Below are 26,771 nucleotides of genomic sequence, written 5' to 3'. Positions count from 1 at the left end.
GCAAAACTACTCGGTATCGGAGGGAAAGAACGGCACTTTGGTCGTCTGATTGGCGCGGAACTGGTCCAACCTGTCAGCCAGTTCCTCGTCGTTGAGTGCCAAAACCGCGACCGCCAGCAGGGCAGAATTTATAGCGCCGGCTTCGCCGATCGCCAAGGTGCCGACGGGAATGCCGCCCGGCATTTGGACGATAGACAGCAAGCTGTCCTGACCGGACAGGGCCTTGGATTTTACCGGTACCCCAAATACGGGAAGGGGCGTTAGCGCGGCGAGCATGCCAGGCAAATGGGCTGCCCCACCGGCGCCGGCGATTATGATGCTGAAGCCATCGGACTTGGCACTTGTGGCAAATTCGTAGAGGCGTTCGGGGGTGCGATGGGCCGAAACGATTCGCGCCTCATATTCGACTTCGAGGGTTTCAAGCGTTTCGGCAGCATGGCGCATGGTGGGCCAATCGGACTGGCTACCCATGATGATTGCTACAAGTGGTTTGGTCAGCATGGAGCCGTTCCCTCAAGCTGCACAAAGCGCGCATTTAGCCCAAAAATTAACATGGTTCAAGCCATGCGGCATGTTTAGGCGATGATGTCGGGAATCAGGATGGTTTCCAGTTCGACAATTCGATCCTTTAGCGCCAGCTTGCGTTTCTTGAGGCGCTGAATAAGCATTTGGTCAGTGGTGTGTGACTGGGTAAGCGTGGCAATGGCGGCGTCCAGATCGGCGTGCTCCTGACGCTTGGTCGCGAGCTCCAGACCTAGGCTGGCTTCTTGTTCACGGGTCAGCGGCAGCATATGAAAACGCACTCTTCATGTCGCAGAATGTTATCATTGGTTAACCGATCACGCCGCGTTTTGCACCCAATTTTCACTTTGCGTGGAAAGAGTGTCGACAACGCACGAAATATTTGGGACCATCAGCTCTGTCTGCAAAGCGCTAGAGGAGTTGTTATGACGACTGAAGGCCACATCGCTGCTTTGGAGCGGCGCCATCAAGAGCCTGGATCGGCAGATCCAGTCGGCAATGCAAAGCACCCAACAGGACGCCCTTATGTTGAGCGAGCTCAAACGCAAGAAACTGGGTATCAAGGACGAACTGTCAAAGCTAACTGGTTTAGCGCGACAGTAGGGAACGCAATTATCCAGCATGTAAGGCCACGGCAATCGCCGCGGCCTTTTTTTGTGCCTGTCAGGCGAGAAGTACGCTGAGGCTATCCCAGATCAGTTTGAGCGCCAGGGCGAACACCAGCCAATAGGCAATGCGATAGAAGTGTTTGGCCGAGATGCGGCGTACCAGAAAGACACCGACTAAAACGCCCAGCATGCCAATTGGTGCCAGCGCGGCCGAAAGCTGAAGGTTGTGCAGCGAGAGCTGGCCCAGGAAAAAGTAGGGGACGAGCTTGGCGGTGTTGACAATTGCAAAGAAGAACGCGGACGTACCCGCATAGAGCGCTGGTTGCAGGCGCTGTGGCAGCACGTAGATCTGAAACGGCGGGCCGCCGGTATGGCTGACAAAGCTGGTGAAACCCGCAAACGCCCCCAAAATCGCCCCCAGGGCGTAGACGGCGGCAGTCCTTCGAGCTTTTTGCGGATCGGCAATATGGCGTCGATCACGAACAGCAGCGTGATGACGCCGACCATCAGCAAAACAACAGCATCGCTGACAAAGGCCCAGATGGCCCAGCCAAAGAGCATTCCAACCGCCGCGCCCGGCAGCATGATTTTTAGAATGTGCCAATCCACCTGCTTGCGGTACGCGTAGATCGCAATCGCATCCATTGCCAGCAGCACCGGTAATAGCACTCCGGCGGCCTCGCGGGCGGGCATGATCAGCGTCAATAGCGGCACTCCGACCACGCCCAGACTGCCCAACAGGCCAGATTTAGCCAAGCCAACGATAATAATGGCGGTTACGGCAACCGCGACAAACCATGGATCAAACATCATATATTCCGGGTGGGCTACGAGTCGGTGGGGGGACGATCGGGCTTGTCGACCTTGTGGGGTGTATCGGCGTTCATGGCGTCGCTGAGCAGACCCATGGATTTGCGCAACATGCCGACATAGGCACTTTCGTCGTTCCTGACGCTGAAAGAATCGGCGAGCAGGTTATTATCGTGCAATTCGAAGTCGCGAGCCAGCCTAAGTGCTTCCTCTTCGCTATAGCCCAGGGCTACCAACGCTTTTGTGCCCAGGCTCAGCGCAGAGAGGAAGGTTTCGCGCTCGAATATTTCGACGCCGATGTCCATCAGATCGTGGGCATGACCACGGTCTATCGCCCGGGCGGCGATGCGAACATCGGGAAAATTTCGACGCACCAATCGGGCGATGGTAGAGATGCGCTCGCCCCCGCCTACGGCAATGACCACCAGTTTCGCCTTGGCGACCCCGGCGGCATGCAATAGTTCGAGCCGCGAGGCGTCGCCGTAAAACACCTTGACGCCATAGCGCTTTACGAGCTCGATCTGCGCCGGATCATCGTCGATCAGCGTCATGTCAAACCCCTGCGAGCGCAGCATGCGGGTCACGATCTGGCCAAAACGCCCATAACCGAGGACGACAATGTCCTGGTTGGTGTCGATCTCGTCGCTCTGACGGTTCAAGTGGCGGGCATCGAGGCGTGGGGCCATGAGTTTGTCGAAGGCAAAGAGCAACAGCGGGGTGGTGGCCATCGACAGCGCCACCGCGACCGTGAGAATCGAGAACGTGTCGGGCCTGATCGCCCCTTCATGCTGGGCAAATTGGAGGATGACGAAGGCAAATTCGCCCGCCTGACTCATCAGGAACGCCAGCAGCAGGCGGTCGGCGAGGTGCATGCGGAAGAAGCTGGCCAGCACGAACACAACAACGATCTTGACCAGAACGAAACCGAGCACCAGCGCCACGACGCGAATAGGATCGGACCAGAGCACGGAAAATGCGATAGACATGCCGACCGAGATGAAAAACAATCCCAGCAGCAGGCCCTGAAACGGTTCGAGGATGCTTTCGAGTTCGTGGCGGTATTCGCTGTCAGCGAGCAATACGCCACCGATGAATGCGCCGAGCGCCGGTGACAGGCCGAGGAGTTGGGTAATCAGGGCCGCACCAATAACCAATGCGAGGCCGAAGGCGGTGAAAACTTCACGCAGCCCAGTTTGAGCCACCAGATGCAGCATGGGGCGGACGACGTAGCGGCCCGCCAATATGGCGGCGGCAAAGGCACCAATAAGGGCAATGGGGGTCAGCCAGTCGAGCGGATTTTGCATGGATTGCACCGCTTCGCTGACTTCACTGCTGATCTGAAGCGGGCCCCTTGCATAAGCCAGCACCGGGATTGCCGCCAGAATCGGGATGACTGCGACATCCTGAACCAACAGAATTGCCAGGCTGGCGCGCCCGGTATCAGTTTTGGTAATGTCGCGTTGGGCCACCGATTGCATGGCGATGGCGGTAGACGACATGGCCAAGGCAAGCCCGAGAATGAGGGCGGGGGCCCAGGCAATGCCCGACCAATACAGCAGTCCCGCTATCAAGGCGCTGGTGGCGGCCAACTGGGGCACCCCAAGGCCAAGCAATTTATGGCGCATACGCCAGATTTCGGACGCCTGCAGTTCAAGCCCGATAAGGAACAGCATCATGACAATGCCGAACTCGGCAACGGCGCGAATGGTTTCGCTGTCCGAGACCATTCGCAACCCGTAGGGACCGATGACGACGCCGGCCGCGAGATAGCCCAATATGGTGCCAAGACCAGCATATTTGGCCAGTGGCACCAAGGCGACACTAACCACCAGCAGCAAAAAGATCGCGAGCAAGAAATTTTGTTCCAGGGTGGTCTCCTGCTCGTACTATTTCAGATCAGGCCTATTCCGAGTCTGGGTCGGGCGTCACTGACTTCAATTTGGCAAAGACATTGTCGGCATTGAATTCTTCCTGATGTTCGGGAGCGTGGTGGCCACCGACATCGTCTTCGCCATCCTCTGCACCGTGCGGTCTTGCGCCGGAGCGGGCAAGGGCTTCCTCAGCGGTCATCAGGGTTGTGCCAGAATCGGCTTCGTCGGGACCAGGTGCGCCCTTGGAGGCACGTCCGACCTCGAGATCAAGATCGATCTGGCTGCACAATCCCAAGGTCACCGGATCCATGGCAGTGAGATTGGCCGCGTTCCAGTGGGTGCTTTCGCGCACCGAATCAATTGTGGATTTTGTGGTGCCCACTAGTCGCATGATCTGGGCATCTTTTAATTCAGGGTGGCTGCGGACCAACCACTTGATGGCATTTGGCCGTTCGTTACGCCGAGAAATCGGGGTGTAGCGTGGGCCTTTGCGCTTGGCGGCGGCGACCTGAACCTTGGGCTCGGACAATATCAGGCGATAATTGGGATCAGCTTCGGCCTTTTCGATTTCCTCGCGGGTCAACTGTCCGTTCTGGATGGGGTTGGCGCCCATGATGCCGCCAGCAACGTCGCCATCGGCGATGCCCTGCACTTCCAGGGGATGCAGCGTGCAGAACGCGGCAATCTGCTCAAACGACAAGGCGGTATTGTCGACCAGCCAGACGGCGGTCGCCTTGGGCATCAACAGGGGTGCGGCCATGATAAATTTCTCCTGCGGGCGCGGCCGGTTTTCCTCCGGTCCGCTCCGCCTCTTTTCTAAATGCTGAGGGGAACTGTTGCGAACATAGGATTTTTTAGTCGGTTTCGCAACGAATTTGTCACGCTGTCAGACGGTTTCCATATGGCGTTATCAGCAGTATCTTTCCATAGTTGTCCGGGCATTCGAGTGCCTGATGGGCAGCAGCGGCTGCTGTGAGTGGAAATTTTTTGATTCGAGGGTGGGGCCAATCGGGGCGCGACAGGGCAGGCCAAAGATGGGACTTAATGTGCTGGGCGATTGCAGCCTTGGTTTGCGCCGACTGTGGCCGCAGGGTTGAACCGGAAAGGGTCAGTTGCCTGACCATGAGTTCGGACAATGGCACTGTCGCCTTGCCGCCGCCGAGAGTGGACAGCAGCACGATGTGACCGAAACGGGCCGCTGCAGCGATATTGATAGCGGCTGTATCGCCGCCAACGATATCAACGATCCGGTCAACACCATGACCGTTAGTCAGGACCCCGACGCGTTCGGCAATATTCTGGCCGGTGCGATCAATGGTAGCGGAGGCACCCAGCGACATGGCATAGGCCGCTTTTTGTGCATTTGAAACTACCGCAATGGGATTGGCGCCGATAACCGTGCAAATCTGAATCGCGGCGCCACCGATGCCACCCGCACCGCCATGAATCAGCACGTTCATTCCCGCTGCCAACTGCGCACGCATCACTAGGGATTGGGTGACGGTAAACCAGGTTTCGGGTAGGGCCGCTGCGTCAACCAGTGACCAGTTGGGAGGTGCCATCAAGACCTGTCCAGCCGGCACGCTGACAAATTCAGCATAGCCGCCGCCATTGGTGAGTGCGACAACGGCGTCGCCAACCTGAAATTGACCAATAGACTTGCCTACCGCCGCAACGTGACCAGAGACTTCGAGGCCGGGCAAGGGTGACGCGTCGGGTGGGGGTGGATAGTGACCTCGTCGCTGGGCGATGTCGGGGCCATTGAGTCCGGCAGCTGCAACCTGAATGAGAATGTCGTCCGGCCCAATTTCGGGGATCGGGTGATTAACAGCGGCAAGTACCTCGGGGGCGCCTGGGGTCGAAATGGCAATGGCAATCATGGATTTGGTCATGGCGAGAATTTGGGCCAGCCCGGCTTGATCCGCAAGACGCACGCGCTAGACTATTTTGCCACACAGGAGTCACCAATGGACGAGGATCAAGTCAACAAACCCAAGGGCCATGAGGTCGGCATGATGATCGAAACAATGTCGGTCGAGGAACTGGAGGCGCGGATAGTGTTGCTGAATGACGAGATCGAGCGGTTACGCGCGGCTATTGCGGCTCGGCATCAGACCCGAAGTGCTGCAGATTCTGTGTTCAAGTTCTGATCATCTGCGCGACATGTGATGCTTGCCAACCGGTTACTGGGGACGCGGGTTGACGGCTGATAGCCGGGGCCAGTATCGGGCGTTGTCGCACGCTTTTCTGGGTGTCGGGGATGTCCGCTTGTCGCGGCCGCACAAGACAGGCTGAGCATGAGCAGTGTTGCAAGGCTTGTGTCGGACTGGATTGACATGTCGCGTATCCTCGGCAGGTGTCTGTCACATCCCACCAGACAATTATTCACATGGATGGTTCCGGAACGCGCTGTTCATCGGTGATTCATCCATCCCGGTCGCCATTGACGATTTCTCAGGGTTAAGAAATCGACTCCTGTTAACAGATAATTAAACTCTGTTCGGTAAGGTTTGGTTATTCAGATCTTCTGGATTTTTCAGAGCGGTTTCTCCCTCTGTTTGACGCCTCCCTGTTAACTTCGAGGGCCGTTTCGACGGCTCTTTTTTCTTGCCTGATTGGTGGGAACGGCGGGCATATTAAACCTCTTTTCAGTGTTTGGGTTCACCAAGGATGACGGGACGCCCGAATGGGCGTATTGCTTAACCGGGCAGAGCAGGAAGAGCGCGTGGCAGATATTGGCGACGGCAAGCAGGCAGTAGCTATAGGTCCGCGCATTGTTGCGTCCGGCGGTTTCGAACTGCTCTATCGCGAAGGCATGACGCTGATCGAGGAGGTCGCGGCCTATCTTGATGGCGATGGTCGGCAGGACAGCAAATTGTTGCCCCGCGAAGCATCGTTTCTCTATGCAACCGAATCCATGCGGCTAACGACGCGCCTGATGCAACTGGCATCGTGGCTGCTATTGCAGCGTGCGGTCAATGAGGGTGAAATTACCGCCGAGAATGCGCGGTCGGAAAAATCCAAGGTAAAGTTTTCGGCTACGCCCTCGGAACGCGGCGGACCGGGTTTTGACCATTTGCCGCCACGGCTTCTTGAGTTCATTGCGAAGGGAGACCGGCTGTTCGACAAGGTAATGCAGTTCGATGCGCTCGAGCGCGGCAAAATGCCGGAACTGGATGTGAGCGTAGCCAATGGAATTGCTGACCAATTGTCCCGGCTCAAGGCCGCGTTTGGACGGCCCGACTAATTGGCTCTAGTTGGTGCATATCCTCCATGATCGGCACCACGAAAAAACCCGGCACTGGGCCGGGCTTTAAAGTCATGTTGATTAGGCTTACGAGCCGAGGATGCCCTTGAAGCGTTCCTTAAAGCGCGATACACGACCGCCACGATCGAGCAACTGGCCCGAACCACCGGTCCAGGCAGGATGGGTCCGGCAGTCGATATCAAGCTGGATGGTGTCGCCTTCTTTGCCGTAGGTCGACTTGGTCTGATATTTGGTGCCATCGGTCATGACAACATTGACCAAATGGTAATCGGGGTGGATGTCGTTCTTCATAGCCATCGCCTCAAATCAAACGGGCGCCGCAGCGCCCGGAGAGCATTCAAATAGGTATTGGGCCGCTTTCTAGCGAAAACGCGGCATATCCGCAAGTGGGAGATGATGCCAATTTCACCGGGGCAAAACCGGTTGCGGGGCTGTAGATGAGTGCCTATGTAGGGGCGGTCCCGGCGAATTGCAGTTTTTTCGGGGCATTGCCGAGACGTCGGCGCCCAAAGTGCCCGCTCCAATGCCAGAGGATGGCTGTATTCCCATGACTGAACCAGCCACCACCAAATCCGATCTGCCGCCTGAAAAGGAAGCCTTCATGCCATTGGGCAAGGACGCGGTACGGCAGGTGCGACCGTTGAAAAAGCTGCTGCCATTTATCCTGCGCTATCCGGTCCGCCTATCATTTACATTACTGTTCCTGTTGCTGTCCGCCGCGGCATCGCTGTCGATTCCTGTTGTCATGGGTGGTGTAGTTGATCAGGGATTTGTTGCACAAAACCTTGACAAGGTCGCCAGTTATGGCTGGGCGATCGTTGTTATTGCGCTGGTATTGGCGTTGGCCAGCGGCGCCAGATTTTATTTCATATCGGTGATTGGCGAGCGGGTGCTCGCCGATATCAGGGTCGCGGTATTTGAGCATCTGTTGGGGCTCGACGCCAAATTTTTTGATACGCACCGAGTCGGCGAACTGACATCGCGCCTTAATGGTGATGTCGTGACCATCCGTTCGGCGGTGGGATCGAGCGCCTCGTTGGCACTCAGGTCGATGGTGACGATTCTCGGCGCCCTGGTCATGATGTTCCTGACCAGTCCATCGCTGACGCTTGCGGTGGTAATTGCGGCTCCCGCAATCGTGTTGCCGGTAGTGGCATTCAGCAAACGTCTACGCGGTATGTCACGTCGCACCCAGGATGCCATGGCGGATCTCTCGGCAATGGCGACCGAGATGTTGGGGGCAACCCGCACGGTCAAGGCGTTCACCCAGGAAAGCGAACAGTCACGTCTCTACGAGCAGCGCAGCGAAATGAGCTTTGGCGCTGAAGTCAGTCGCCTTTTGGCGCGGTCGGTACTGGTGGGTATGGTGATCTTTCTGGGCACCGCCGCGGTGGTGTTTCTGGTGTGGTGGGGCGCCCGCTCAGTATTTGAGGGATCTGTTACGGCGGGGCAACTGACCCAGTTTTTGATTTATGCCTTGATGGCCTCTGGGGCGTTGACCAATGTGTCCGAGGTCCTCGGCATCTTGCAGTCTGTGTCGGGCGCCACCGAGCGACTTGCAGAACTATTGGAGACCGAACCCCAGATCAGGATAGCCGAGCCAACCTTGCCGATGCCGCAGCCAGCACTGGGAACGATGGCGTTCGAGCATGTCGATTTCAGCTATGAGACGGGTAACGACACAGTATTACGAGACCTCAGTTTTGTGGTGAACACCGGACAGACGGTCGCGCTGGTGGGAGCCTCGGGTTCGGGGAAGTCCACGATTCTGTCACTACTTCAGCGGTTTTACGATGTCAGTGCCGGCGTCATTCGGGTAGATGGGCTTGATGTACGCGACGTGCATCCAACCCAGCTGCGCCAGCGCTTTGCCTATGTCGAGCAGGAACCTACAATTTTTGCCGGCACGGTAAGCGACAATATTCGCTTTGGCAAACCGGCGGCGAGCCAGACGGACATCGTGGCGGCTGCCAAGGCGGCGCTGGTTGATGATTTTGTGCGCGAGCTTCCGGCGGGCTACGACACTGTGGTGGGTGAGCGCGGTGTGATGTTGTCTGGCGGGCAGAAGCAACGACTGGCAATTGCGCGGGCCATTCTCCGTGACGCGCCGATTCTGTTGCTGGATGAGGCAACCTCGGCGCTGGACGCGCGCAGTGAAAAGCTGGTGCAAGTGGCGCTCGAACATTTGATGCAGGGGCGTACCACGCTGGTCATCGCACATCGGCTGGCAACGATCCGTGATGCTGACGCAATTCTGGTGATGGACAAGGGTCGGATCATGGATCAGGGCACTCATGAAGAATTGGTGCTCAGGGACGGGCGCTATGCTGAGTTGGCCAAGCTGCAATTCCGCCTGGAGGGCATAGCCAGCTGAGCTGACGCGGATGCGGCGGCTTTATCCCTCGGTCAGCTTGAACTCGATGCGGCGGTTGCGGCGATAAGCCTCCTCGGTATCGGCGGGATCAAGCGGGCTGAATTCGCCGAAGCCAGCGGCGACCAGACGATTGGGTGAAACGCCTTTTGTAACAAGATATTTCGCAACCGAAATGGCGCGGCTGGCCGAGAGTTCCCAGTTGGAGGGAAACTGCGCGTTGGAAATCGGCCGCTTGTCGGTATGCCCGTCGATGCGCAATACCCAATTGATGTCGGTGGGGATCTCGGTTTCGAGCTGCAATATGGCATCTGCGAGTGCGTCCAGATCGGGCGTACCAGCATCGGAAATGCTGGCCTGACCGGGCGCAAACAGCACCTCGGACTGGAATACGAACCGGTCACCAACGACCCGAACATCGGCGCGGCCTTCCAGAATCTGGCGTAGTCGACCAAAGAAGTCGGACCGGTAACGGGTAAGGTCCTGAACGCGTTGTGCCAGCGCCACATTAAGGCGCTTGCCCAGATCGGCAATCTGGGTGCGGCTTTCAGCATCGCGGCTCTCGGACGCTTCCAGTGCCGCCTCAAGGGCACCAATTTGCTGACGCAACGCTGCAAGTTGCTGGTTAAGCAGTGCCACTGCGGCATTCGCCTCGTCGGACATTTGCTGGGCATCTATCAGATCGCCCTGCAATTGGGCGATGGTGTCGTCCTTGCCCTCCAATCCCGTGCCAATACCGGCAAGGCGCGTGGACAGTGCGGTCTTGTCGGCTTCGGCGCTGGAGAGAGTTGCCGTCAGGTTGGCGATGGTCGATTCCAGATCGTCGGCGTTGGCACGCTCAAGCTGCAACTGATCTGTAAGGCTCGGCAATCTGGCTATTGAGCCGGGAAAGTGCATCGTCCTTGCCCAGAATTTCTTGGCCCAGGAAGAATTGGGTCAGCATGAATAGGGACAGCATGAAAATGATGACGAGCAGGAGGCTCGAGAGCGCATCAACAAATCCAGGCCAGTAATTTGCCTCGACGCGGCGACGGGAACGCGTGCCGACCATGGGCTAGTTCCGCCGCTCGGTGTCGTTTTCGACCAACAGGGCCTCTATGAGATCGCGCAGTTTCTTGTTGGTATCGCCCTGTTCATGGATATGTTTGCGCAAATCGTCCTGTTCAGTGCGGATATGTTTGACCAGCCCGTCAATGCCGCGGGCCAGTTCGGCCATGGCGCGAATGGCATTCTGGGACGAGTTGGAGTTTTGCATGGAGCTATCGAGCCGCTCGAACATGGCCTGCATTTCAGGCCCCTGAACGCCAAGTCCATTGGCCTGCATCGCGGTAACGGGATGATCGAGACTCAGTCATTGAGGTCATCCAGTCTTCAAGATCGGTATAGAAGGCATTTTGCGACTGGCTGGTTTGAAGATCAAGGAAGCCAAGGATCAACGAACCGGAGAGGCCAAACAGGGAGGATGAAAAGGCGGTGCCCATGCCTGCAAGCGGGGCGGTGAGGCCCTCTTTCAAATTGGCGAACAGGGTGGCGCTGTCGCCCGAGGTCACATCGAGCGCGTTGATGACATTGCCCACAGAGGTCACGGTCTGAAGCAGGCCAAAAAACGTACCCAGCAGCCCGAGAAAAACCAGCAGTCCGGTCAAGTAGCGCGAAGTATCCTTGGCCTCGTCAAGACGATTGCCAACGCTGTCGAGGATGGAGCGCATCGAGGACGGGGTGATGATGGCTTCACCAATGCGTTCGCGCAAAATACCGGCAACGGGCGCGAGCAGAACAGGTTGGCGGGCGCTGGAGTTCGTGCCGTCCTGCAGGGAATTGACCCATTGTACTTCGGGAAACAGGCGAATGACCTGGCGAAAGCTCAAAAAGACGCCAACGGCCAGAGTAAAGCCGATCAACCCATTGATAAAAGGATTGGCCCAGAAAAATGTGATGATGGTATTGTACAGAATGGCGCCGACCAGCAACACCAGAACCAAGAAGATTACGATCTTGATCAGGTAAACGGTAGGGCTGGCGAGATGATAAGGATCATAGTCTTGCGTCATATCGGCCTAAACTCTTCCCATGCCAGTACCAAATCAGCCTTGAGATTAGTCAGACCATGATGGCCTGACAATGACAAAGGTTGGCAGGCGGCGTCTGGCGCCAGTAAAATTAGCTGCCAGTCGTGTCGACCCTGGGGCATCGGTTGTTGCCCCCTAATATCTACTGGCAGTCCGGAGCGTGTCGGTTCAGCGTTGGAAGCGATTATTTGATTGACTGGATTTGCTTGAGCAGCAGGGACTGCAATATTTCATTTCCGGCAACCACCTGACCATTCCAGACATGTCCGGGTTTGCCCGAATAATCAGTAACAAAACCACCAGCTTCCTTGACCATCAGGGCGCCCGGGGCGACGTCCCACGGTGACAGGCCCGCTTCCCACAGACCATCAAACCGGCCCGATGCCAGCCAGGCCAAATCAACTGAAATCGAGCCCGTACGCCGAATGCCGGCGACGGCTGGATTGATGTGGGAAACTTGGCGCATGCCGAGTGTGTCGTTGGGCGTGCCCTGGGTCTTGATGCCGGTAACCAGCACACTGTCGGCCAGATGGCGGCGGCCGCCGACGCGGAGGCGTTTGCGATCATTCATCCAGGCACCGTTGCCTTTTTCAGCGGTATAAAGCTCATCGAGCACCGGATTATATATTACCGAGGCTACAATACCGTCGTTGCGCTCCAGCGCGATGGCGACAGCAAACAGCGGGATGGAATGCAGAAAATTGGTGGTGCCGTCGAGAGGATCAACGATCCAGCGGTGGGTGCCATCAGTGCCGGCGACCTCGCCGCCTTCTTCCATTAAAAATGCATAAGTGGGGCGGGCCTTGCGCAGTTCGTCAAAGACGATCTGTTCGGCCCGCAGATCTGCCTTGGAGACAAAATCGGCGGGCCCCTTACGGGACACCTGCAGACTTTCTACCTCGCCGAAGTCCTTGGTGAGCGATTTTCCGGCCTTGATGGCGGCCTGAACCATGACGTTGAGGAGAGCCTGAACGTGCCATAAATTAATCTGCCCGACGCAAGTAAGTGACTTCTGTAGTGTCGACGACGATGCGTTCGCCAGCGGCGACGAACTGGGGTACCATGACCTTGAGACCATTGGCCAGCTTGGCGGGCTTGAACGAGTTGGCTGCGGTTTGTCCCTTGAGGGCTGGATCAGCTTCGATAACCTCAAGCACGACATTGGGCGGCAAACGAATGCCAAGTGGGGTATCCTCGTGCATTTCGAGGGTGACTTTCATGCCGTCCTGCAAAAATGCGGAACGGTCGCCGACAAAGTCCCTGGCCAGTTCGATCTGGTCATAGCTTTCCTGATCCATAAATACCAAATTGTCGCCCTGCTCGTAGAGGTACGTGAAGTCGCGAATCTCGAGGCTCGACCTGTTCCAGCGTTTGGGCTGAGCGAAAACGCTCGTTCAGCTTGGTGCCACCCAGAATGGCCTTGAGTTCGACTTGGGCGTATGCGCCGCCCTTTCCGGGTTTGACGTGATCGACCTTGACGGCGACCCACAGGCGATCCTGATGCTGCAGGACAAAGCCGGGGCGGACTTCATTGCCGTTTATTTTGGCCATTGATGTGACTTCTTGCTGAAGTGTCAGGCGGTGGCAGCCTATAGCGGCGGCAGTGCGCTGGCACGAATGGTTTGCCCATGATGGGATGGCGCTTATTGCCCCAGAATGCGCTGCGGATCAAGGCTCTTGGGGTGACGATCCCGTCGGCCCCGGCAGGGATGGCGTCGGTTCTGAGGTGGCAGTGGCTGTTTCACTGGGTGGATTGCTTGGCCAAAAACGGGCGCGTTCTTCGGCTTTGGCAAGTGCCCGTGGCGTAATACTGGCTAGCAGTTCGTCAAGGTCGGTGTCGTTCAGGCCCTGACGGCGGGCGAGCGCACGCCACATCGCCGCGTCTTCGAGATTGGCTGTTACGCCTTCCCCCACCGCCAGTAGTTTGGCGTAACGGTTTTGCGCGACGGCGTTGCCGGCGTTGGCAGCTGCCGCGTACCAACGCACGGCACCTTCCAGATCACGGGGAATGCCCTGACCAAGATAGAGCAAGGTGGCATAGTCTATCTGCGCACTGATCAGGTCTTGTTCTGCCGCCAGTTGAATATAGTGGGCGCCTTCGGCTGCATTGGGGGCAACACCGGCGCCATCAATCAGCATGGTGCCGTAATCATATTGGGCCTCGGCCAGTTCGGCCTCTGCTGCCTGTTTCATCATCTTTGCGGCCACCATCAGGTCGGGGGATGCAAAGCGCCCTTCGACATGAAGCAGGGCGACATTGTAGACGGCGGGAATGTAGCCGGCATTGGCAGCGGTCTGGAACAGTTTGGCTGCCCGTTCACGGTCACGTGGGACACCGGTTCCGTTTTCATAGAGCAGGGCCAGTTCGAACGTGGCCAGTATATCGCCATTGTCACTGGCCAATTGGTACCAACCGGCGGCGCGCTCGGTGTTTTGCGGCACACCCTGGCCCTTGGCGTAAATTTCGGCTATCAGGGTTTGCGCTGCCGGGTCTTTCTTTTCGGCGCGCGGCAAGGCCAACGAGAGCGCTGTCAGATAAAACCCACGCTGGTAGGCGCCATATGCGTCGTCCACCCGAATGCGCGGACCAAAAACAGCGGAACTGACGGTTTCAGCATTGTCGGGCTGGGCTGACGCTGGAGCGACCAGCGTCAATAGCACCGCTGCGGCGATATTGAGGTGCGCGCGCATCATGCATCCTGTTCCTTGGCAAAGGCGGCGATGTATGCTGAAGGGTCTTTGTGCTGCCAGAGACTTTGCGACAGGCACATGAATTCGGCTCCGATGACGTCGACCTGATCCGGTTCGGCATCGGGGTCGCTAAGAACGGCGGGAACCTCGAAGGTTTGGGCCCACCATTGCGCCAGATCCGAGTCATTGGATCTGGCCGACGATCGCAGCGGTCCGAACAGCAGATAGTCGACATCCAACTCGCCCACGCTCATGGCCTCGTGTCGGCTGGTGCAAGGACCGACACCGACAATCATGGCAGGCTTGAGGGCGGCAATGGCAGATTTGACCAATTTGATATCGGGGTCGACATGGACGCCATCGGCACCCAGGGCCGCGGCGAGCGAGAAATCATTCTCCACCAGCACGGCACAGGCGGCAGGCTGGGCAATCGGCAAAATTGCACGGATCAGAGCGGCGTAGTCTGCCGGACTGCGATCATCCATGCATACCAACAGTGCCGACACCGGGGCTGCGGACAATATTGTCTTTAGCAGCGCCGGAAATTTCGTCGGCTCCGCGGTTGGCGGTGTCAGCAGATATATTTGTGCGACCATGGGCTTTCAGATCATTGGGTGCGGCAGCTATGACGCCGCATTTGGGCAACAAAAGGGAGATCAGTGCATAGAGCCAAAAGGGTCTGAAACGCAATCATTGGCGCAACAAAACAAAAAAGGCGCAACCCTTGGCGGGTGCGCCCAGTATGACGTTGGGACGTCATTTAAGATATCAGGCCGCTTTGTCGATCTCAGGCCGCCATTTGCCCAGTGCTGCCAGAGCGTTCATCTTGGCGCGATGCGTAAAGGCCAACTGCGCGGGTTCGAAGTTCTCGCGGCGACCGGCCCAAGTGCGCAAAGCGACATTTTGTAGCGCGCGACCATAGGAGAAGGTAAGCGGCCAGGGCTTGTTGTCGATCTGGTTCATCGCCGAAAGATGCGCTGTGGCTTCTTCGTCAGTCTGGCCGCCGGATAGGAAGGCAATGCCGGGCACTGCTGCTGGAACGTGCTCGCGCAGCACCTGGACGGTGCGGCGAGCGACGTCCTCGACAGTTGGTCGGTCGCGCGAGTTGACGCCGGAAAGCACCATGTTGGGCTTTAGCAGCATGCCTGACAAATCCACGCCGGAGAGGCGTAATTCCTTGAATACGGTTTCGAGAACATCGCCGGTAACATTGGCACAACGCTCGAGCGAATGATTGCCCGGCTCACCATCGCCGACTACTTCGGGTTCAACGACGGGCACTATGCCCGCTTCCTGACACAGAATGGCATAGCGGGCCAAGGCATGGGCATTGGCGCGAATGTTATTGCGAGTGGGCGCAATGTCATTGATGGTGATGACAGCGCGCCACTTGGCAAATCCTGCACCAAGCTGGGCGTAGCGCTCCAGGCGCTGGCGCAGTCCATCGAGGCCCTCGGTGATTTTTTCGCCGCTGTCACCGGGCATGGGAAAGGCGCCACGGTCGACCTTGATGCCGGGAATGACATCGGTTTCGGCCATTATGGCGCGGAACTCAGTGCCGTCGGCTGCACGTTGTTCCAGCGTTTCCTCGGTCAGGATTGCGCCGGAAATATAGTTGGTCATCGCCTCGGTTGAGCGGAACAGCATCTCGCGATAGTCGCGCCGCAAATCAAGGGAATTGGGCAGGTTGATCTTGGCAAATCGCTTGGCGATTGTGTTCTCGGACTCATCGGCGGCCAATATTCCCTTGCCAGGCGTCATGAGTTTTTGAGCAATGGCGTTCAGCGACTTTGTCATCTAGATCAAACCTCAATTGTCCGGGTGGATTGATGTTAGACTTTAGTGGCGCAAAGTCGATTATACGAATGGCTATGAGACTAAAGGCGAATAATAATCCTGTTCTGAAACTTGTTCAAATATTACTTTATTTATAGTGACTTAGGTTGACTTCAGCGCTTCAACGCCGGGCAGGGGTTTGCCTTCCATCCATTCGAGGAATGCCCCGCCGGCGGTGGAGACATAGGTAAAATCGTTTTTGACCCCGGCGTGAGCCAGTGCGCCTACCGTGTCGCCGCCGCCGGCTACTGATACCAGTTTGCCATCATGGGTACGCTTGGCAACATGTTTGGCAATCTCGACGGTGCCGGCGTCAAACGGGCGCATTTCGAAGGCGCCAAGGGGGCCGTTCCAGATAATTGTCTGAGCATCGTCGATGGCCCCTTTTATCCGTTCAATCGAGGAAGGACCGACATCCAGGATCATGCCATCGGGGTCGATTGCGTCCACACCATAGAGACGAGTTGGCGTATCGGCCTTGAAATGCCAGGCGACAACCGCATCGATTGGCAGGATGATGGCACAGCCGCTGTCGACGGCCTTGTCCATTATGCGTAGGGCCGTTTCAGCCAAATCCTTTTCGCACAGTGATTTACCAATCCCAACGCCTTGCGCGTGCAAAAAAGTGTTGGCCATGCCACCGCCGATGACCAGACCATCGACCTTGGCGACCAGATTTTCCAGCAGATCAATCTTGGACGACACCTTGGCACCACCAACGATGGCGACCACAGGTTTTTTAGGCTGACCGAGGCCCTGTTTTAGCGCACTCAATTCTGTCTGCATTGCGAGCCCGGCGGCGGCAGGCAGCAGATGGGCCAATGCTTCGGTCGACGCGTGGGCACGATGAGCGGCTGAAAATGCATCGTTCACATAGATGTCGCCAAGCGAGGCCATGCGCTTGGCTAATTCTGGATCATTGGTCTCTTCGCCGGGATGAAATCGCGTGTTTTCCAACACCAGCACGCTGCCTGCAGGTGCTTGGTTGATGGCCGTTTTGGCGGCCGAAACGTCGACCCAGTCGGTCTTGACGAAGTCAACCGGGTGCCCGGTAAGGTGCGCCAGGCTCGGCACCACGATCTCGAGCGAGTAGTCTGGATCAACCTTGCCTTTTGGGCGCCCGAAGTGCGAGAGCAGGATGGCCTTGCCACCATATTTTACGATTTCTCGGATTGTCGGGACAAGGCGCTCGATCCGGGTCGCATCGGTCACTTTGCCGTCGCTGACTGGCACATTAAGGTCAGCACGAAGGAGCACGCGCTTGCCCTTGAGGTCGAGATCAGAGAGGGTTTTAAACGATGCAGACATGTGACGCCTCCGGATTAAGCAGGTGCAGAGTGCCTAGCAGAGTGGGGGGTGTGGGGGAAGTGGAAACGCCACCCAAACGGGTCGGCAATGTGCCGCAACGAACCGTGACCTAGTTGGGTCGCGAAGCGGAAAAAAGGCGCCCCTGGGGGCGCCGTTTTTACATCGTACGGCAATGGAGCGGCTTAAAGGGTCTTGCCCAATGCGACTGCTGTATCCGCCATGCGGTTTGAAAATCCCCACTCATTGTCATACCAGGACAATACCGCGATAAAATTACCATCCATGACTTTGGTCTGGTCGAGCGCAACCGTTGACGAATGCGGATCGTGGTTGAAGTCGATCGAGACGTTGGGCTGGGTGGTGTAGCCAAGGATGTTCTTGAGCTTGCCATCGGCATATTTGCGTATGATCTGGTTTATTTCGTCAGCCGTGGTGTCGCGCTTGGCGATGAACTTGAAATCAACCAAGGACACGTTGGGAGTGGGAACGCGGATCGAGACGCCGTCCAGCTTGCCTTTTAGTTCGGGCAAAACCAGGCCAATGGCCTTGGCAGCACCGGTTGAGGTGGGGATCTGCGACATGGCGGCAGCGCGACCGCGATAGAGATCCTTATGCATAGTGTCGAGTGTTGGCTGGTCGCCGGTATAAGAGTGCACGGTGGTCATCATGCCGCGTTCGATACCAACGGTTTCGTTGAGCACATAGGCTAGCGGAGCGAGACAGTTGGTGGTGCAGGAAGCGTTGGACACCACGATGTGCTCTTTAGCGAGCTTGTGGTGATTGATACCATAAACAACCGTCAAATCGGCACCATCGCCAGGAGCAGAAATCAGAACTTTCTTGGCGCCGGCCTTCAAATGGGCAGAAGCCTTTTCCTTGGAGGTAAAGATACCCGTGCACTCGAGCGCGATGTCGATGCCCATATCGGCGTGGGGCAATTCGGCGGGGTCGCGAACGGCGGTTACCTTGATCGGTCCACGCCCTACATCAATGGTATCACCGTCAACGGTCACCGTGCCGTTGAAGCGGCCGTGGACGCTATCGAAACGGAACAGGTGTGCGTTGGTTTCGACCGGGCCGAGATCGTTGATGGCCACGACTTCAATGTCGGTCCGACCGCTTTCGATGATGGCTCGCAGGACGTTGCGACCAATACGGCCAAAACCATTGATGGCGACACGAATTGCCATGGGAGACGCTCCTAATAGTTGAAATCAGGGAAGAGTTGGGTTCTCTTACAACTGTGCGGTGACAGCTTCAACAACGGCCTGAGGCGTAATACCAAAGAATTGATAGAGATCATCAATTGGTCCCGAGGCGCCGAAAGACTTCATGCCTACGAAACGCCCCTTGTCGCCAAGCAGCTTGTCCCAACTCATGGAGATGCCGGCCTCGACCGCAACGCGCGCTTTGGCCGCACCCGTGATCTCGGCACGATAGGCGTCGGATTGCTGGTTGAACAGTTCGAGCGATGGCACCGATACAACGCGGGCAGTGATGCCTTTTTCACGCAACGCCTTCATGCCTTCAAGCGCGATAGCCACTTCGGATCCGGAGGCAAAGATTACGGCGTCCGCATCAAGGTCACCGGCAAGGGTGTAGGCACCCTTGGCCGACTTGTTCTCCATCGTGTAGTCAGTGCGTACCGTTGGCAGGCCCTGACGCGACAGTGCAAGTATTGATGGGGCGGTGGTGCTTTCGAGTGCCAATTGCCAGCATTCGGCGGTTTCAACGGCGTCGGCAGGGCGGAACACCAGTAAATTGGGAATGGCACGCAGTGCAGAGAGGTGTTCGACGGGCTGGTGGGTCGGACCATCTTCGCCAAGACCAATAGAATCATGGGTCATGACATAAATGACGCGCTGCCCCATCAGCGCCGAAAGGCGAATTGCAGGGCGGGCGTAGTCGGTAAAGACGAGAAATGTGCCGCCATAAGGAATCAGCCCACCGTGCAGGGCAATACCGTTCATCGTGGCCGACATGCCGTGTTCACGGATGCCATACATCATATAGCGACCGGTGCGGTCCTTGACGGTGAAGGGTTTGGTTTCCTTGGTATCTGTCAGGTTCGAGCCCGTCAGGTCGGCAGACCCCCCAGTGTTTCAGGCAGGACGGCATTGATGACGTCGAGCGCCATCTGACTTGATTTGCGGGTGGCAACCTTGGGCTTGTCTTCGCTTAATTTGCGCTTGTGGGCATCCATAGCCTCCAGGAACCCGGTGGGAAGTGTGCCGTTCTGGCGACGCTCGAACTCGTCCTTGCTGGTACTGGCGGCCAGACGCGACTGCCATTCGCCCCGGATATTTTGCGAACGCATGCCGGCGGCGCGCCACGTTGACAAAATATCAGCTGGAAGTTCAAAAGCTGGATAGGTGATCCCGAGAGCCTTTTTCGCGCCAGCCAGTTCCTCGGCACCGAGCGGGGAGCCATGGACTTTGTTGGTGCCCGCTTTTTTGGTGCGCCGAAGCCGATTGTGGTCTTGGCCGCAATCAGGGTTGGCTTGGTGGATTTTTTGACTTGAGAAGCGCGGCTTCAATGGCTTCCTGATCATGCCCATCGATTTCGATTGTATTCCAGCCCGACGCCTTGAAACGGGCGATTTGATCGGTGGAGTCCGAATTAGACACAGCACCATCGATGGTGATGGAATTATTGTCCCAAATCAGGGTGAGCCTTGCTGAGTTGGAGGTGACCGGCAAGTGCGATGGCTTCTTGGGAAATGCCTTCCATCAGGCAACCATCACCGGCCAGGCACCAAGTGTGATGATCGACCAGATCGTCACCAAATTCCGCGGCGAGCTTGGCTTCCGCGACCGCCATGCCGACAGCGTTTCCGATGCCCTGGCCCAGCGGGCCGGTGGTGGTTTCGATGCCCTGGGCAAAGTGATATTCGGGGTGGCCTGCGGTCTTGGAATTGAGCTGGCGGAAGTTCTTGATCTGCTCGATGGTCATGTCTTCATAGCCGAGCAGGTAAAGCGAAGAATATAGCAGCATCGAACCGTGCCCCGCAGACAGGACAAAGCGATCGCGGTCGGCCCATTTGCTGTCGGCGGGATCAAACTTCATTACTTTGGTAAACAAGACCGTCGCGATATCAGCGCAGCCCATTGGCAGGCCAGGGTGGCCTGAGTTGGCTTTTTCAACGGCGTCCATCGACAGAGAACGGATCGCGTTGGCCAAATCGTTTTGGTGGGCTGTGTTCGTCATGGGGAATTGTGCTCTGCTGCTGGACTTCAAATAGGAGGGAGAAGGTCATCCGACCTCCTGATAGTGGCATAGTGGTGGCATAACAGGCGGACATGTCGCTGTTCAAGCCACAGCGTTAGTCAATTAGGTGAATATAGCGCTGGATCAGCCCGCAAAAATATTTTTTGACGAACGAGAGCGTGATATAATGTGTCGTACCAGAAATTGACGTTAGATGGCCATAGTTGCAATGCAATCGGGGCTGGGGCTTACTGATTGAGCGGCGGTTGGGTGCGGACGAGAAAAGAAGGCGATGAGCATGAGCCAGCTTGAAGACGGGGTAGAGGCCTCCTCCGCACGGTTCGATCGGGCGCTGGCACGACTGGATGCCAGCATGAAGAATTTCAATGCACGGGTCAGCGAGTTACACCGGGTAGAGGTTGATACACAGCGCCTCGTGTCGGAGCGGGCGAAGCTGGCCGGTGACCTGGACAAGGCTTCAGCCAGGGCCAAGCGCCTTGATGACAGTGCTCACGATGTCTCGCGGCGGCTGGTCGAGGCGATGGAGACGGTTCGCGACGTGCTGGCCAAATAAGATTGCAAGTTAGAGGTAGGTGTCGATGCCAGAAGTCAATGTCGAGATCAATGGGCGCAAATATCGTATGGCCTGCGAAGATGGGCAACAAGAGCACCTGCAAGGACTGGCGCAGCGGTTTGATGGGCAGGTCGAAGGCCTCAAAGAGGCGATCGGGGAGATCGGCGACAATCGCCTGACCGTGATGGCGGGTATCGCGGTGCTTGACGAACTGGTTGAAGCAGAACGCCAGATTGCGGCGCTCAAGGCGCAGGTAACCGAGTTAGGGCGCGACGGCCAGAAAATGCATGACAAGACAGTTGCGCTGGAGCAGAGGCTGGCCAGCAAGCTGGGAGATGCGGCGCAAAAGCTGGAGGCGGTGGCCAAAGCGATCGATGCGTCAGCCCCGGTGCCACAAAATTAATATGCAGCCATGGTTGAGTATGCTGGTCTTTGGCTGCCGCGATCGAGCTGGGTGGCGGCATGGCCGATAGCGCCAATGGCGCGCCCGACTCGGGCTTCAAGCGTTTCCGTTCGACTCTGCGGTTGCTCTACCATAGCCAGTCGCCGACAGGCTCAGCGGTTTCAGTTTTCGGTGCTGGTCGTTGATCTAGCAATCATCGTGTTCTTTGTGGCGTCGCCATTGTTGCGCGACGATGCTTCATTCCTATGGATCGATTATTCGGTTGCCCTCATCCTGGGCATGGATCTGGGGGCCCGTGCGCTGGCGTCGACGGATATACGGCGCTGGCTCAAGCAGCTGACCGTTGTCGTCGATATTTTCATCTTGCTGACACTGCTGGCGCCGACACTGTTTTTCAATTTGGGGTTTTTGCGCATATTGCGGCTTTGGACGATGTCCCGGACGAGCATCATGTGGCGCCCACTTCGCCGTCATGGGTTCGGAGAATACCGCGAAACCATTCAAGCGGTCATCAATCTGATGGTGTTTCTGTTTGTCGTGACCAGTTTTGTCTATACCGCCTTTGCCGATCGCAATGGCGGTATCGCTGGTTATGTTGACGCGCTATATTTTACCGTGGCGACGGTGACGACTACGGGATTTGGCGATGTGACCCTGCCGGGCACGTTTGGCAAACTGGCCTCGATCGTTATCATGATTATTGGCATTTCGCTGTTCGTGCGATTGGCACAGGCGATTTTTAGGCCCAACAAGGTGCATTTTCCATGTCCGCAATGCGGGTTGCAGCGGCACGACCCGGATGCGGTGCATTGCAAGGCCTGCGGGATTATTCTCAATATTCCCGATAGTGGCAATTACTGAGGCCGGACGTTAACGGCCGTTTTTCTGGACTATGCAATTGCCGCCTCGAGCCATTAGTTGCGTGCACAGTTTCTGGGCTTCGGCACGAGTGGCACGGCCAACCATGGCCGAATAGCGCGTTCGGCGGCCGAAACTGGGATTGCGCACACTGATCAGCAACATTTGTTCGTCGCCTAAGACCGCATCGTAGGCTTGTTTGGCTCGAGTGAAGCGACGGGAGGCGAGTTTGCGGGAGAAATTTTGTGCGATGAGAACGCCCCATGGCTGCCAGTGTGCACTATCGGGTAATAGTTCGATCAATGGAGCCGCCTTGGCCATTTCGATACAAGACTGGTCGAATTTTTCGGTGGGATGCAACGCGAAATTGATGGGTTCTGGGGTGTCCCGGAGCCAATAATCAATGGATTGGCCGGTAATGATGGCAACGTATTGGCGGGTTTCTGCGGGAATGTAACCTTGAGCATTGATGGCGCGGCTAATACGATTCTCGCCAGCGTTGTAGGCGGCAGCTGCAAGGCCTAGATTGCCGAATTTGTCGGTAAGTTCGGCCAGGTATTGAGCGGATCGGGCCAGGGATTCTGCCGGATCGAAAGGGTCTTTCAATTGGCGGATACGGGCAGTGCCAGGCATGAACTGGGCAATCCCCTCGGCACCCGCCGGACTGACCGCGCTCGGTTCAAAACGGCTTTCCTGCCAGATCAAACGCGCAAGGAAGGCGTCAGGCAGGTGCCAAAAATCGGCTACGGCAGCAATAAAGGTGCACACATCGGCAGTGTAGTTTGCGGACCCAATACATCGGTTGTTGCCCTCCAGTTCGACACAGTAGCCCGGACTTGCCTTATCGGCAGGCGCCGCGTGGGCGTGCGAACAAAGTTGGGCCACAACGAGCGCCAAGACAATCGGCCAAATTAAGCGCTGGTGCATCGACTTACCATGGTTGATCACGCCAGCTTAGGGGGCAATAAAACGCTGGCAAGCACGCCCACACAGGTGTGTTTAAGTGACATATCTGAATGTGGCTTTGCAGAGCGCTTCGGAAGCACTATATGGGTGGGGCTGCCCGGTGCGTGCTGGATAACATTTCCTTGGGGCCTTATCGATCTTAAGGGAGCCTGTCCCTGACCGAGCTCCTGGGCTTGGATATACGGCGCCCACCTACGTAAAGTAGGTTCCCAGGATCGCATATCCCACGGCCGGGGCGGCACCTAAATTTTAGTGATTGGACCAACAGGTCGGCATGGTTGACGAGAAAATCGAAGAGGCCAAGGCGGCGCTGAGGCTTGATGCCCACCTCCGGCGCGCTGCGCTGGCGGCTAATTGGCGCGCAGACGCGGCGCGCGCCGTATCCGATCACTTCTTCGATGGCATCGCATTGCACCCTGGCGATATCGTTGCCGGCTACTGGCGCATTCGCGATGAGTTGGACTGCCAGCCGATCCTGGTGCGGTTGATGGACAGTTTGCAACCGGTGGTGCTGCCTGTGGTGATGGGCCCCAATGAGCCGCTTGAGTTGCGGGTATGGGAACAGGGCGCAGCTTTATACCCCGCCGGATTTGGCACACTTGCGCCGGCGGACCTGGCGCCACGGGCGGAGCCGGACATTGTCCTGATGCCGCTACTGGGTTTTGACGCCAAGGGTACCAGGCTCGGGTATGGCGGCGGTTATTATGATCGCACGCTGGCGCACTTCAAGAAACGCCCCCGGCTGGTTGGGTTGGCCTTTTGCGCCCAGGAACTCGATGACATTCCCCGTGAAGATCATGATATGCCGCTAGATGCCGTGGTGACCGAAGACGGTGTCCGCCAGTTTGGCGATGCGGCATGAAATTATTGTTTCTGGGCGACGTAATGGGCCGGAGCGGTCGTGATGCCGTGGCCGAAAAACTGCCGACGATTATTGCAGATTACGGATTTGATTTTGTTGTAGTCAATGGCGAAAATGCCAGCCATGGCAGGGGATTAACCGAATCCCATTTCAATGGGCTCCGCAATGCGGGCGCTGATGTTGTGACGCTTGGTGACCACGCGTTCGACCAGCGTGAAACGGTCAGCTATATTGAGCGTGAACCCACATTGTTGCGGCCGATCAATATGGTTGCGGGCACACCGGGGCGTGGTGCCATGCTGGTCGAAGGACGTAATGGCCACCGTGTTCTGGTCATAAATGCGCTGGGCCGGGTGTTCCTGCAACCTATCGACGATCCGTTCAGGGCGGTAGAGGCAGCGATTGCAGCGTGTCCGCTGGCCGAACAGGCTGATGCGGTCATCGTGGATTTCCACACCGAAGCGACCTCGGAAATTCAGGCAATGGGCATGTTTCTGGATGGACGCGCGAGTTTGGTGGTCGGAACGCACACCCATATTCCCACAGCGGACCATCGCATACTGGCTGGCGGGACGGCTCTTATGGCTGACGCGGGTATGTGTGGGGATTTTGATTCCATTATCGGGGTCGATGCGGACGAACCGCTGCACAGGTTCCTGACCGGTATGCAGAAGGGACGGTTCACCCCCGCAGAGGGCGAAGCGACCCTGTGTGGCGTCGCCGTTGAGACGGATCCGCACAGTGGACTGGCGACAAAGGTGCTGCCGGTTCGTATCGGCGGTACTCTGGCTCAGGCCGTGCCAAGCTTCTAGGAGCCTGGCTGGCACCTTTATTTTTTGGGTTATGCCCCCTATAAGCGGGCAAAATCCATTTAGCGACATTGGGGGATCGAATGGCAGGCCATTCACATGCCAAGAATATCATGCACCGCAAGGGCAAGAGCGATGCGGCGCGCTCCAAAGTGTTTTCCAAGCTGGCCCGCGAAATTACCGTGGCGGCGAAGATGGGCATGCCCGATCCGGCATTTAACTCACGTCTGCGCCTGGCCATAACCAATGCCCGCGCCCAGTCCATGCCCAAGGACAATATCGATCGCGCCGTCAAAAAGGCGAGCGGCAGCGACGGCGAAAATTATGAGGAAATCCGTTATGAGGGCTACGGTCCGGGCGGGGTCGCTATTATTGTCGAGGCGCTGACCGACAATCGCAATCGTACGGCCTCGAATGTGCGATCATATTTTTCCAAGAATGGCGGTGCGTTGGGAGAAACCAATTCGGTCGGCTTCATGTTCGACAAGATTGGCGAAGTTGCCTATCCCGTTGATGCGGGCAGCGCGGACGACATCATGGAAGCGGCAATCGAAGCGGGTGCCGATGATGTCGAAAGCAATGAAGACGGCCATTGGATCTACACTACTTTTGAAGCCATGGTGGATGTCGCGGCGGCACTTGAAACAAGCCTGGGTGAGGCCGAATCGGTCAAGGCAATCTGGCGTCCGCAAAACGACACGCCCATTGATGCAGAGAAGGGTGGGACGTTGTTGAAACTGATTGCCATGCTCGAAGAAGATGATGACGTGCAAAACGTATATTCGAACTTCGATATAAGTGATGAGGAGATGGCCAAGCTCGAGAGCCTAGCGGGTTTGCCAATCTCTTGACCGGTAGGACGAAACCCATGCCGGGTAGCGTTGTTCCATGGCCGCCAAGGTGATCAGAGCGACCGGCGATCGGCGTTGGGATGCATGCCCATTGCCGCAACGCCTGTGACGAGGTCACTATCGGCCTGAATGATATTGATGCAGTTCCGTCCATCATTCTTGGCGCCGTAGAGGCGATGATCTGCCATGCTGAACAGGCAGGCAAAAGTAATTGGGGTATCGAAGGCAACACCGCCGACGCTTATCGAGAGCCTGGTGTGGGGCGGGGCCGGGCGCAAATACCGCCAAATTGACGGCGCGTCGTATGCGTTCGGCCACAACGGCTGAGTCGGCGAGTGTGGTTTGGGGAAGATAGACGCCGAATTCTTCGCCACCCATGCGCCCAATGAGATCGTTGGGGCGTAAAATAGCGCGAATCGAACGAACGATTATCCCAAGGGCTTCATCGCCGGCGTCATGGCCATACTGATCATTGATCGCTTTGAAATTGTCGGCGTCGATCATCAAAAATGTGCCTGATGCGGTGTCATCACCGGCACCGGCCAGCAACTGCTCCACGCAGTCAGCGAATGCGCCCCGGTTCAGGCACTTGGTCAAACTGTCAGTACGGGCGAGATTGCCTAGCCGATGGTTGGCCAGTGCCAGCTTTCGCCAACGTGACGCGATAACGAAGAACAGCGGCGCGCCAATCAACAACGGAGGAAGAAGGGCACTGACCAGTGAGCGTTCGAGTGTTCGTTGATCAAGGTCGCCAAATGCCAGTGCATGGACAATCAGCGAGACCAGCAAGCTGGCGACTGTGGCCAGAATTGTCCAACGGGCGACTGATGACCAGGTTTTGGGCGATGAGAGCATTGTGTTGACCAAGATTTGCTCCACGGCGCGTT

At 57.1% G+C, this 26,771-nt stretch carries 24 protein-coding genes, 1 other RNA gene and 5 pseudogenes; 11 read left to right on the top strand and 19 right to left on the bottom strand.

Annotation, left to right across the window (positions count from 1 at the left end; genetic code table 11):
- Window positions 1-6: 6 nt before the first annotated feature.
- Both purE and PSQ19_RS09885 read right to left on the bottom strand, forming a co-directional pair.
- Window positions 7-501: a 5-(carboxyamino)imidazole ribonucleotide mutase gene (gene purE, locus PSQ19_RS09890; RefSeq protein WP_282217599.1), complete on the bottom strand. Its 495-nt coding sequence runs from the start codon at window positions 499-501 to the stop codon at window positions 7-9.
- Window positions 502-575: 74 nt separating this feature from the next.
- Window positions 576-782: a YdcH family protein gene (locus tag PSQ19_RS09885; RefSeq protein ID WP_282220668.1), complete on the bottom strand. Its 207-nt coding sequence runs from the start codon at window positions 780-782 to the stop codon at window positions 576-578.
- A gap of 172 nt (window positions 783-954) precedes the next feature.
- On the opposite strand from PSQ19_RS09885, the gene PSQ19_RS19815 reads away from it, so the two are divergent.
- Entirely contained in the window at window positions 955-1,125 is a 171-nt protein-coding gene (locus PSQ19_RS19815) for a DUF465 domain-containing protein (protein ID WP_407649150.1), read from the top strand.
- A gap of 60 nt (window positions 1,126-1,185) precedes the next feature.
- Here the strand turns inward: PSQ19_RS19815 and PSQ19_RS09880 are convergent.
- From PSQ19_RS09880 to PSQ19_RS09865, 4 genes and pseudogenes are all read right to left on the bottom strand, one after another.
- Window positions 1,186-1,940 (bottom strand): annotated as a pseudogene (locus PSQ19_RS09880) (sulfite exporter TauE/SafE family protein).
- Window positions 1,941-1,957: 17 nt separating this feature from the next.
- Window positions 1,958-3,793, bottom strand: a complete 1,836-nt coding sequence (locus tag PSQ19_RS09875; RefSeq protein ID WP_282217598.1) for a monovalent cation:proton antiporter-2 (CPA2) family protein — start codon at window positions 3,791-3,793, stop codon at window positions 1,958-1,960.
- 49 nt (window positions 3,794-3,842) lie between these two features.
- Complete coding sequence (locus tag PSQ19_RS09870; RefSeq protein WP_282217597.1) at window positions 3,843-4,571, bottom strand: DUF1013 domain-containing protein; 729 nt, start codon at window positions 4,569-4,571, stop codon at window positions 3,843-3,845.
- Between the two features lie 118 nt (window positions 4,572-4,689).
- Window positions 4,690-5,745 carry a zinc-binding dehydrogenase gene (locus tag PSQ19_RS09865; RefSeq protein ID WP_282217596.1) on the bottom strand — a complete coding sequence of 352 codons (1,056 nt, stop codon included), beginning with the start codon at window positions 5,743-5,745 and terminating at the stop codon, window positions 4,690-4,692.
- A 33-nt stretch (window positions 5,746-5,778) separates the two neighbouring features.
- On the opposite strand from PSQ19_RS09865, the gene PSQ19_RS09860 reads away from it, so the two are divergent.
- Together PSQ19_RS09860 and rcdA are read left to right on the top strand one after the other, a co-directional pair.
- Complete coding sequence (locus tag PSQ19_RS09860; RefSeq protein ID WP_282217595.1) at window positions 5,779-5,961, top strand: DUF1192 domain-containing protein; 183 nt, start codon at window positions 5,779-5,781, stop codon at window positions 5,959-5,961.
- A 536-nt stretch (window positions 5,962-6,497) separates the two neighbouring features.
- Window positions 6,498-7,058 carry a protease adaptor protein RcdA gene (rcdA, locus tag PSQ19_RS09855; RefSeq protein WP_282217594.1) on the top strand — a complete coding sequence of 187 codons (561 nt, stop codon included), beginning with the start codon at window positions 6,498-6,500 and terminating at the stop codon, window positions 7,056-7,058.
- Window positions 7,059-7,145: 87 nt separating this feature from the next.
- Here the strand turns inward: rcdA and rpmE are convergent, their stop codons facing one another.
- A complete protein-coding gene (gene rpmE, locus PSQ19_RS09850; RefSeq protein ID WP_282210422.1) occupies window positions 7,146-7,370 on the bottom strand; it encodes a 50S ribosomal protein L31 in 225 nt (74 codons plus the stop codon).
- A 256-nt stretch (window positions 7,371-7,626) separates the two neighbouring features.
- On the opposite strand from rpmE, the gene PSQ19_RS09845 reads away from it, so the two are divergent.
- Window positions 7,627-9,453, top strand: a complete 1,827-nt coding sequence (locus PSQ19_RS09845; protein WP_282217593.1) for an ABC transporter transmembrane domain-containing protein — start codon at window positions 7,627-7,629, stop codon at window positions 9,451-9,453.
- Window positions 9,454-9,474: 21 nt separating this feature from the next.
- Here PSQ19_RS09845 and PSQ19_RS09840 read toward each other — a convergent pair.
- The 10 genes and pseudogenes from PSQ19_RS09840 to tkt form a co-directional block, all read right to left on the bottom strand.
- Window positions 9,475-10,501 (bottom strand): annotated as a pseudogene (locus tag PSQ19_RS09840) (peptidoglycan -binding protein).
- Between the two features lie 3 nt (window positions 10,502-10,504).
- A pseudogene (locus PSQ19_RS09830) lies at window positions 10,505-11,501 on the bottom strand (flagellar motor protein MotA).
- Between the two features lie 202 nt (window positions 11,502-11,703).
- The gene (locus PSQ19_RS09825) at window positions 11,704-12,471 is read right to left on the bottom strand and encodes an inositol monophosphatase family protein (RefSeq protein WP_407648970.1); all 768 of its coding nucleotides are present in this window, start codon (window positions 12,469-12,471) and stop codon (window positions 11,704-11,706) included.
- A 31-nt stretch (window positions 12,472-12,502) separates the two neighbouring features.
- A pseudogene (gene efp, locus PSQ19_RS09820) lies at window positions 12,503-13,070 on the bottom strand (elongation factor P).
- A 117-nt stretch (window positions 13,071-13,187) separates the two neighbouring features.
- Complete coding sequence (locus PSQ19_RS09815; RefSeq protein WP_282217590.1) at window positions 13,188-14,213, bottom strand: tetratricopeptide repeat protein; 1,026 nt, start codon at window positions 14,211-14,213, stop codon at window positions 13,188-13,190.
- Window positions 14,210-14,806 carry a thiamine phosphate synthase gene (locus PSQ19_RS09810; protein ID WP_282217589.1) on the bottom strand — a complete coding sequence of 199 codons (597 nt, stop codon included), beginning with the start codon at window positions 14,804-14,806 and terminating at the stop codon, window positions 14,210-14,212. Before PSQ19_RS09810 ends, PSQ19_RS09815 begins: the two co-directional genes overlap by 4 nt.
- A gap of 172 nt (window positions 14,807-14,978) precedes the next feature.
- The gene (locus PSQ19_RS09805) at window positions 14,979-16,007 is read right to left on the bottom strand and encodes a class I fructose-bisphosphate aldolase (protein ID WP_282217588.1); all 1,029 of its coding nucleotides are present in this window, start codon (window positions 16,005-16,007) and stop codon (window positions 14,979-14,981) included.
- Window positions 16,008-16,148: 141 nt separating this feature from the next.
- Window positions 16,149-17,354: a phosphoglycerate kinase gene (locus PSQ19_RS09800; RefSeq protein ID WP_282217587.1), complete on the bottom strand. Its 1,206-nt coding sequence runs from the start codon at window positions 17,352-17,354 to the stop codon at window positions 16,149-16,151.
- A 182-nt stretch (window positions 17,355-17,536) separates the two neighbouring features.
- Window positions 17,537-18,544, bottom strand: a complete 1,008-nt coding sequence (gene gap / locus PSQ19_RS09795) for a type I glyceraldehyde-3-phosphate dehydrogenase (RefSeq protein WP_282217586.1) — start codon at window positions 18,542-18,544, stop codon at window positions 17,537-17,539.
- Window positions 18,545-18,589: 45 nt separating this feature from the next.
- Window positions 18,590-20,561, bottom strand: a pseudogene (gene tkt, locus PSQ19_RS09790) (transketolase).
- 298 nt (window positions 20,562-20,859) lie between these two features.
- Between tkt and PSQ19_RS09785 the strand changes: the two are divergent.
- The 3 genes from PSQ19_RS09785 (at window position 20,860) to PSQ19_RS09775 (ending at window position 22,399) form a co-directional block, all read left to right on the top strand.
- On the top strand, window positions 20,860-21,135 hold the full coding sequence (locus PSQ19_RS09785; protein WP_282217585.1) for a DUF4164 family protein: 276 nt from the start codon (window positions 20,860-20,862) through the stop codon (window positions 21,133-21,135).
- 25 nt (window positions 21,136-21,160) lie between these two features.
- The gene (locus tag PSQ19_RS09780) at window positions 21,161-21,538 is read left to right on the top strand and encodes a cell division protein ZapA (RefSeq protein ID WP_282217584.1); all 378 of its coding nucleotides are present in this window, start codon (window positions 21,161-21,163) and stop codon (window positions 21,536-21,538) included.
- Between the two features lie 75 nt (window positions 21,539-21,613).
- A complete protein-coding gene (locus tag PSQ19_RS09775; RefSeq protein ID WP_407648969.1) occupies window positions 21,614-22,399 on the top strand; it encodes a potassium channel family protein in 786 nt (261 codons plus the stop codon).
- A gap of 9 nt (window positions 22,400-22,408) precedes the next feature.
- On the opposite strand, the gene PSQ19_RS09770 is transcribed toward PSQ19_RS09775, so the two are convergent.
- Window positions 22,409-23,281 carry a lytic transglycosylase domain-containing protein gene (locus PSQ19_RS09770; protein ID WP_282217583.1) on the bottom strand — a complete coding sequence of 291 codons (873 nt, stop codon included), beginning with the start codon at window positions 23,279-23,281 and terminating at the stop codon, window positions 22,409-22,411.
- Window positions 23,282-23,449: 168 nt separating this feature from the next.
- On the opposite strand from PSQ19_RS09770, the gene ssrS reads away from it, so the two are divergent.
- The 4 genes from ssrS (at window position 23,450) to PSQ19_RS09750 (ending at window position 25,884) form a co-directional block, all read left to right on the top strand.
- Window positions 23,450-23,608: non-coding RNA, 6S RNA (gene ssrS, locus PSQ19_RS09765), on the top strand.
- A 28-nt stretch (window positions 23,609-23,636) separates the two neighbouring features.
- Window positions 23,637-24,224, top strand: a complete 588-nt coding sequence (locus PSQ19_RS09760; protein ID WP_282217582.1) for a 5-formyltetrahydrofolate cyclo-ligase — start codon at window positions 23,637-23,639, stop codon at window positions 24,222-24,224.
- Window positions 24,221-25,036, top strand: a complete 816-nt coding sequence (locus PSQ19_RS09755) for a TIGR00282 family metallophosphoesterase (RefSeq protein ID WP_282217581.1) — start codon at window positions 24,221-24,223, stop codon at window positions 25,034-25,036. The genes PSQ19_RS09760 and PSQ19_RS09755 overlap by 4 nt, the downstream gene beginning before the upstream one ends.
- 80 nt (window positions 25,037-25,116) lie before the next feature.
- A complete protein-coding gene (locus PSQ19_RS09750; RefSeq protein ID WP_282217580.1) occupies window positions 25,117-25,884 on the top strand; it encodes a YebC/PmpR family DNA-binding transcriptional regulator in 768 nt (255 codons plus the stop codon).
- A gap of 153 nt (window positions 25,885-26,037) precedes the next feature.
- Here the strand turns inward: PSQ19_RS09750 and PSQ19_RS09745 are convergent, their stop codons facing one another.
- Entirely contained in the window at window positions 26,038-26,751 is a 714-nt protein-coding gene (locus PSQ19_RS09745; RefSeq protein ID WP_282217579.1) for a GGDEF domain-containing protein, read from the bottom strand.
- Between the last annotated feature and the right edge of the window lie 20 nt (window positions 26,752-26,771).

Origin of the sequence: Devosia algicola (genome assembly GCF_028816455.1) — a bacterium.
In the GTDB taxonomy this organism is placed as follows: domain Bacteria; phylum Pseudomonadota; class Alphaproteobacteria; order Rhizobiales; family Devosiaceae; genus Devosia; species Devosia algicola.
Note: the sequence above shows the minus strand (reverse complement) of the source record. Positions and strands in the feature narration are given on the sequence as shown.

Coding starts and splice junctions, on each gene's coding strand:
- PSQ19_RS09755 (WP_282217581.1), top strand. CDS start 24,221: ATGAAATTATTGTTTCTGGGCGACGTAATGGGCCGGAGCGGTCGTGAT.
- PSQ19_RS09775 (WP_407648969.1), top strand. CDS start 21,614: ATGGCGCGCCCGACTCGGGCTTCAAGCGTTTCCGTTCGACTCTGCGGT.
- PSQ19_RS09760 (WP_282217582.1), top strand. CDS start 23,637: ATGGTTGACGAGAAAATCGAAGAGGCCAAGGCGGCGCTGAGGCTTGAT.
- PSQ19_RS09800 (WP_282217587.1), bottom strand. CDS start 17,354: ATGTCTGCATCGTTTAAAACCCTCTCTGATCTCGACCTCAAGGGCAAG.
- rpmE (WP_282210422.1), bottom strand. CDS start 7,370: ATGAAGAACGACATCCACCCCGATTACCATTTGGTCAATGTTGTCATG.
- PSQ19_RS09825 (WP_407648970.1), bottom strand. CDS start 12,471: ATGGTTCAGGCCGCCATCAAGGCCGGAAAATCGCTCACCAAGGACTTC.
- PSQ19_RS09815 (WP_282217590.1), bottom strand. CDS start 14,213: ATGATGCGCGCGCACCTCAATATCGCCGCAGCGGTGCTATTGACGCTG.
- gap (WP_282217586.1), bottom strand. CDS start 18,544: ATGGCAATTCGTGTCGCCATCAATGGTTTTGGCCGTATTGGTCGCAAC.
- PSQ19_RS09810 (WP_282217589.1), bottom strand. CDS start 14,806: ATGGTCGCACAAATATATCTGCTGACACCGCCAACCGCGGAGCCGACG.
- PSQ19_RS09870 (WP_282217597.1), bottom strand. CDS start 4,571: ATGGCCGCACCCCTGTTGATGCCCAAGGCGACCGCCGTCTGGCTGGTC.
- PSQ19_RS09785 (WP_282217585.1), top strand. CDS start 20,860: ATGAGCCAGCTTGAAGACGGGGTAGAGGCCTCCTCCGCACGGTTCGAT.
- rcdA (WP_282217594.1), top strand. CDS start 6,498: ATGGGCGTATTGCTTAACCGGGCAGAGCAGGAAGAGCGCGTGGCAGAT.
- PSQ19_RS09805 (WP_282217588.1), bottom strand. CDS start 16,007: ATGACAAAGTCGCTGAACGCCATTGCTCAAAAACTCATGACGCCTGGC.
- PSQ19_RS09780 (WP_282217584.1), top strand. CDS start 21,161: ATGCCAGAAGTCAATGTCGAGATCAATGGGCGCAAATATCGTATGGCC.
- purE (WP_282217599.1), bottom strand. CDS start 501: ATGCTGACCAAACCACTTGTAGCAATCATCATGGGTAGCCAGTCCGAT.
- PSQ19_RS09750 (WP_282217580.1), top strand. CDS start 25,117: ATGGCAGGCCATTCACATGCCAAGAATATCATGCACCGCAAGGGCAAG.
- PSQ19_RS09860 (WP_282217595.1), top strand. CDS start 5,779: ATGGACGAGGATCAAGTCAACAAACCCAAGGGCCATGAGGTCGGCATG.
- PSQ19_RS09845 (WP_282217593.1), top strand. CDS start 7,627: ATGACTGAACCAGCCACCACCAAATCCGATCTGCCGCCTGAAAAGGAA.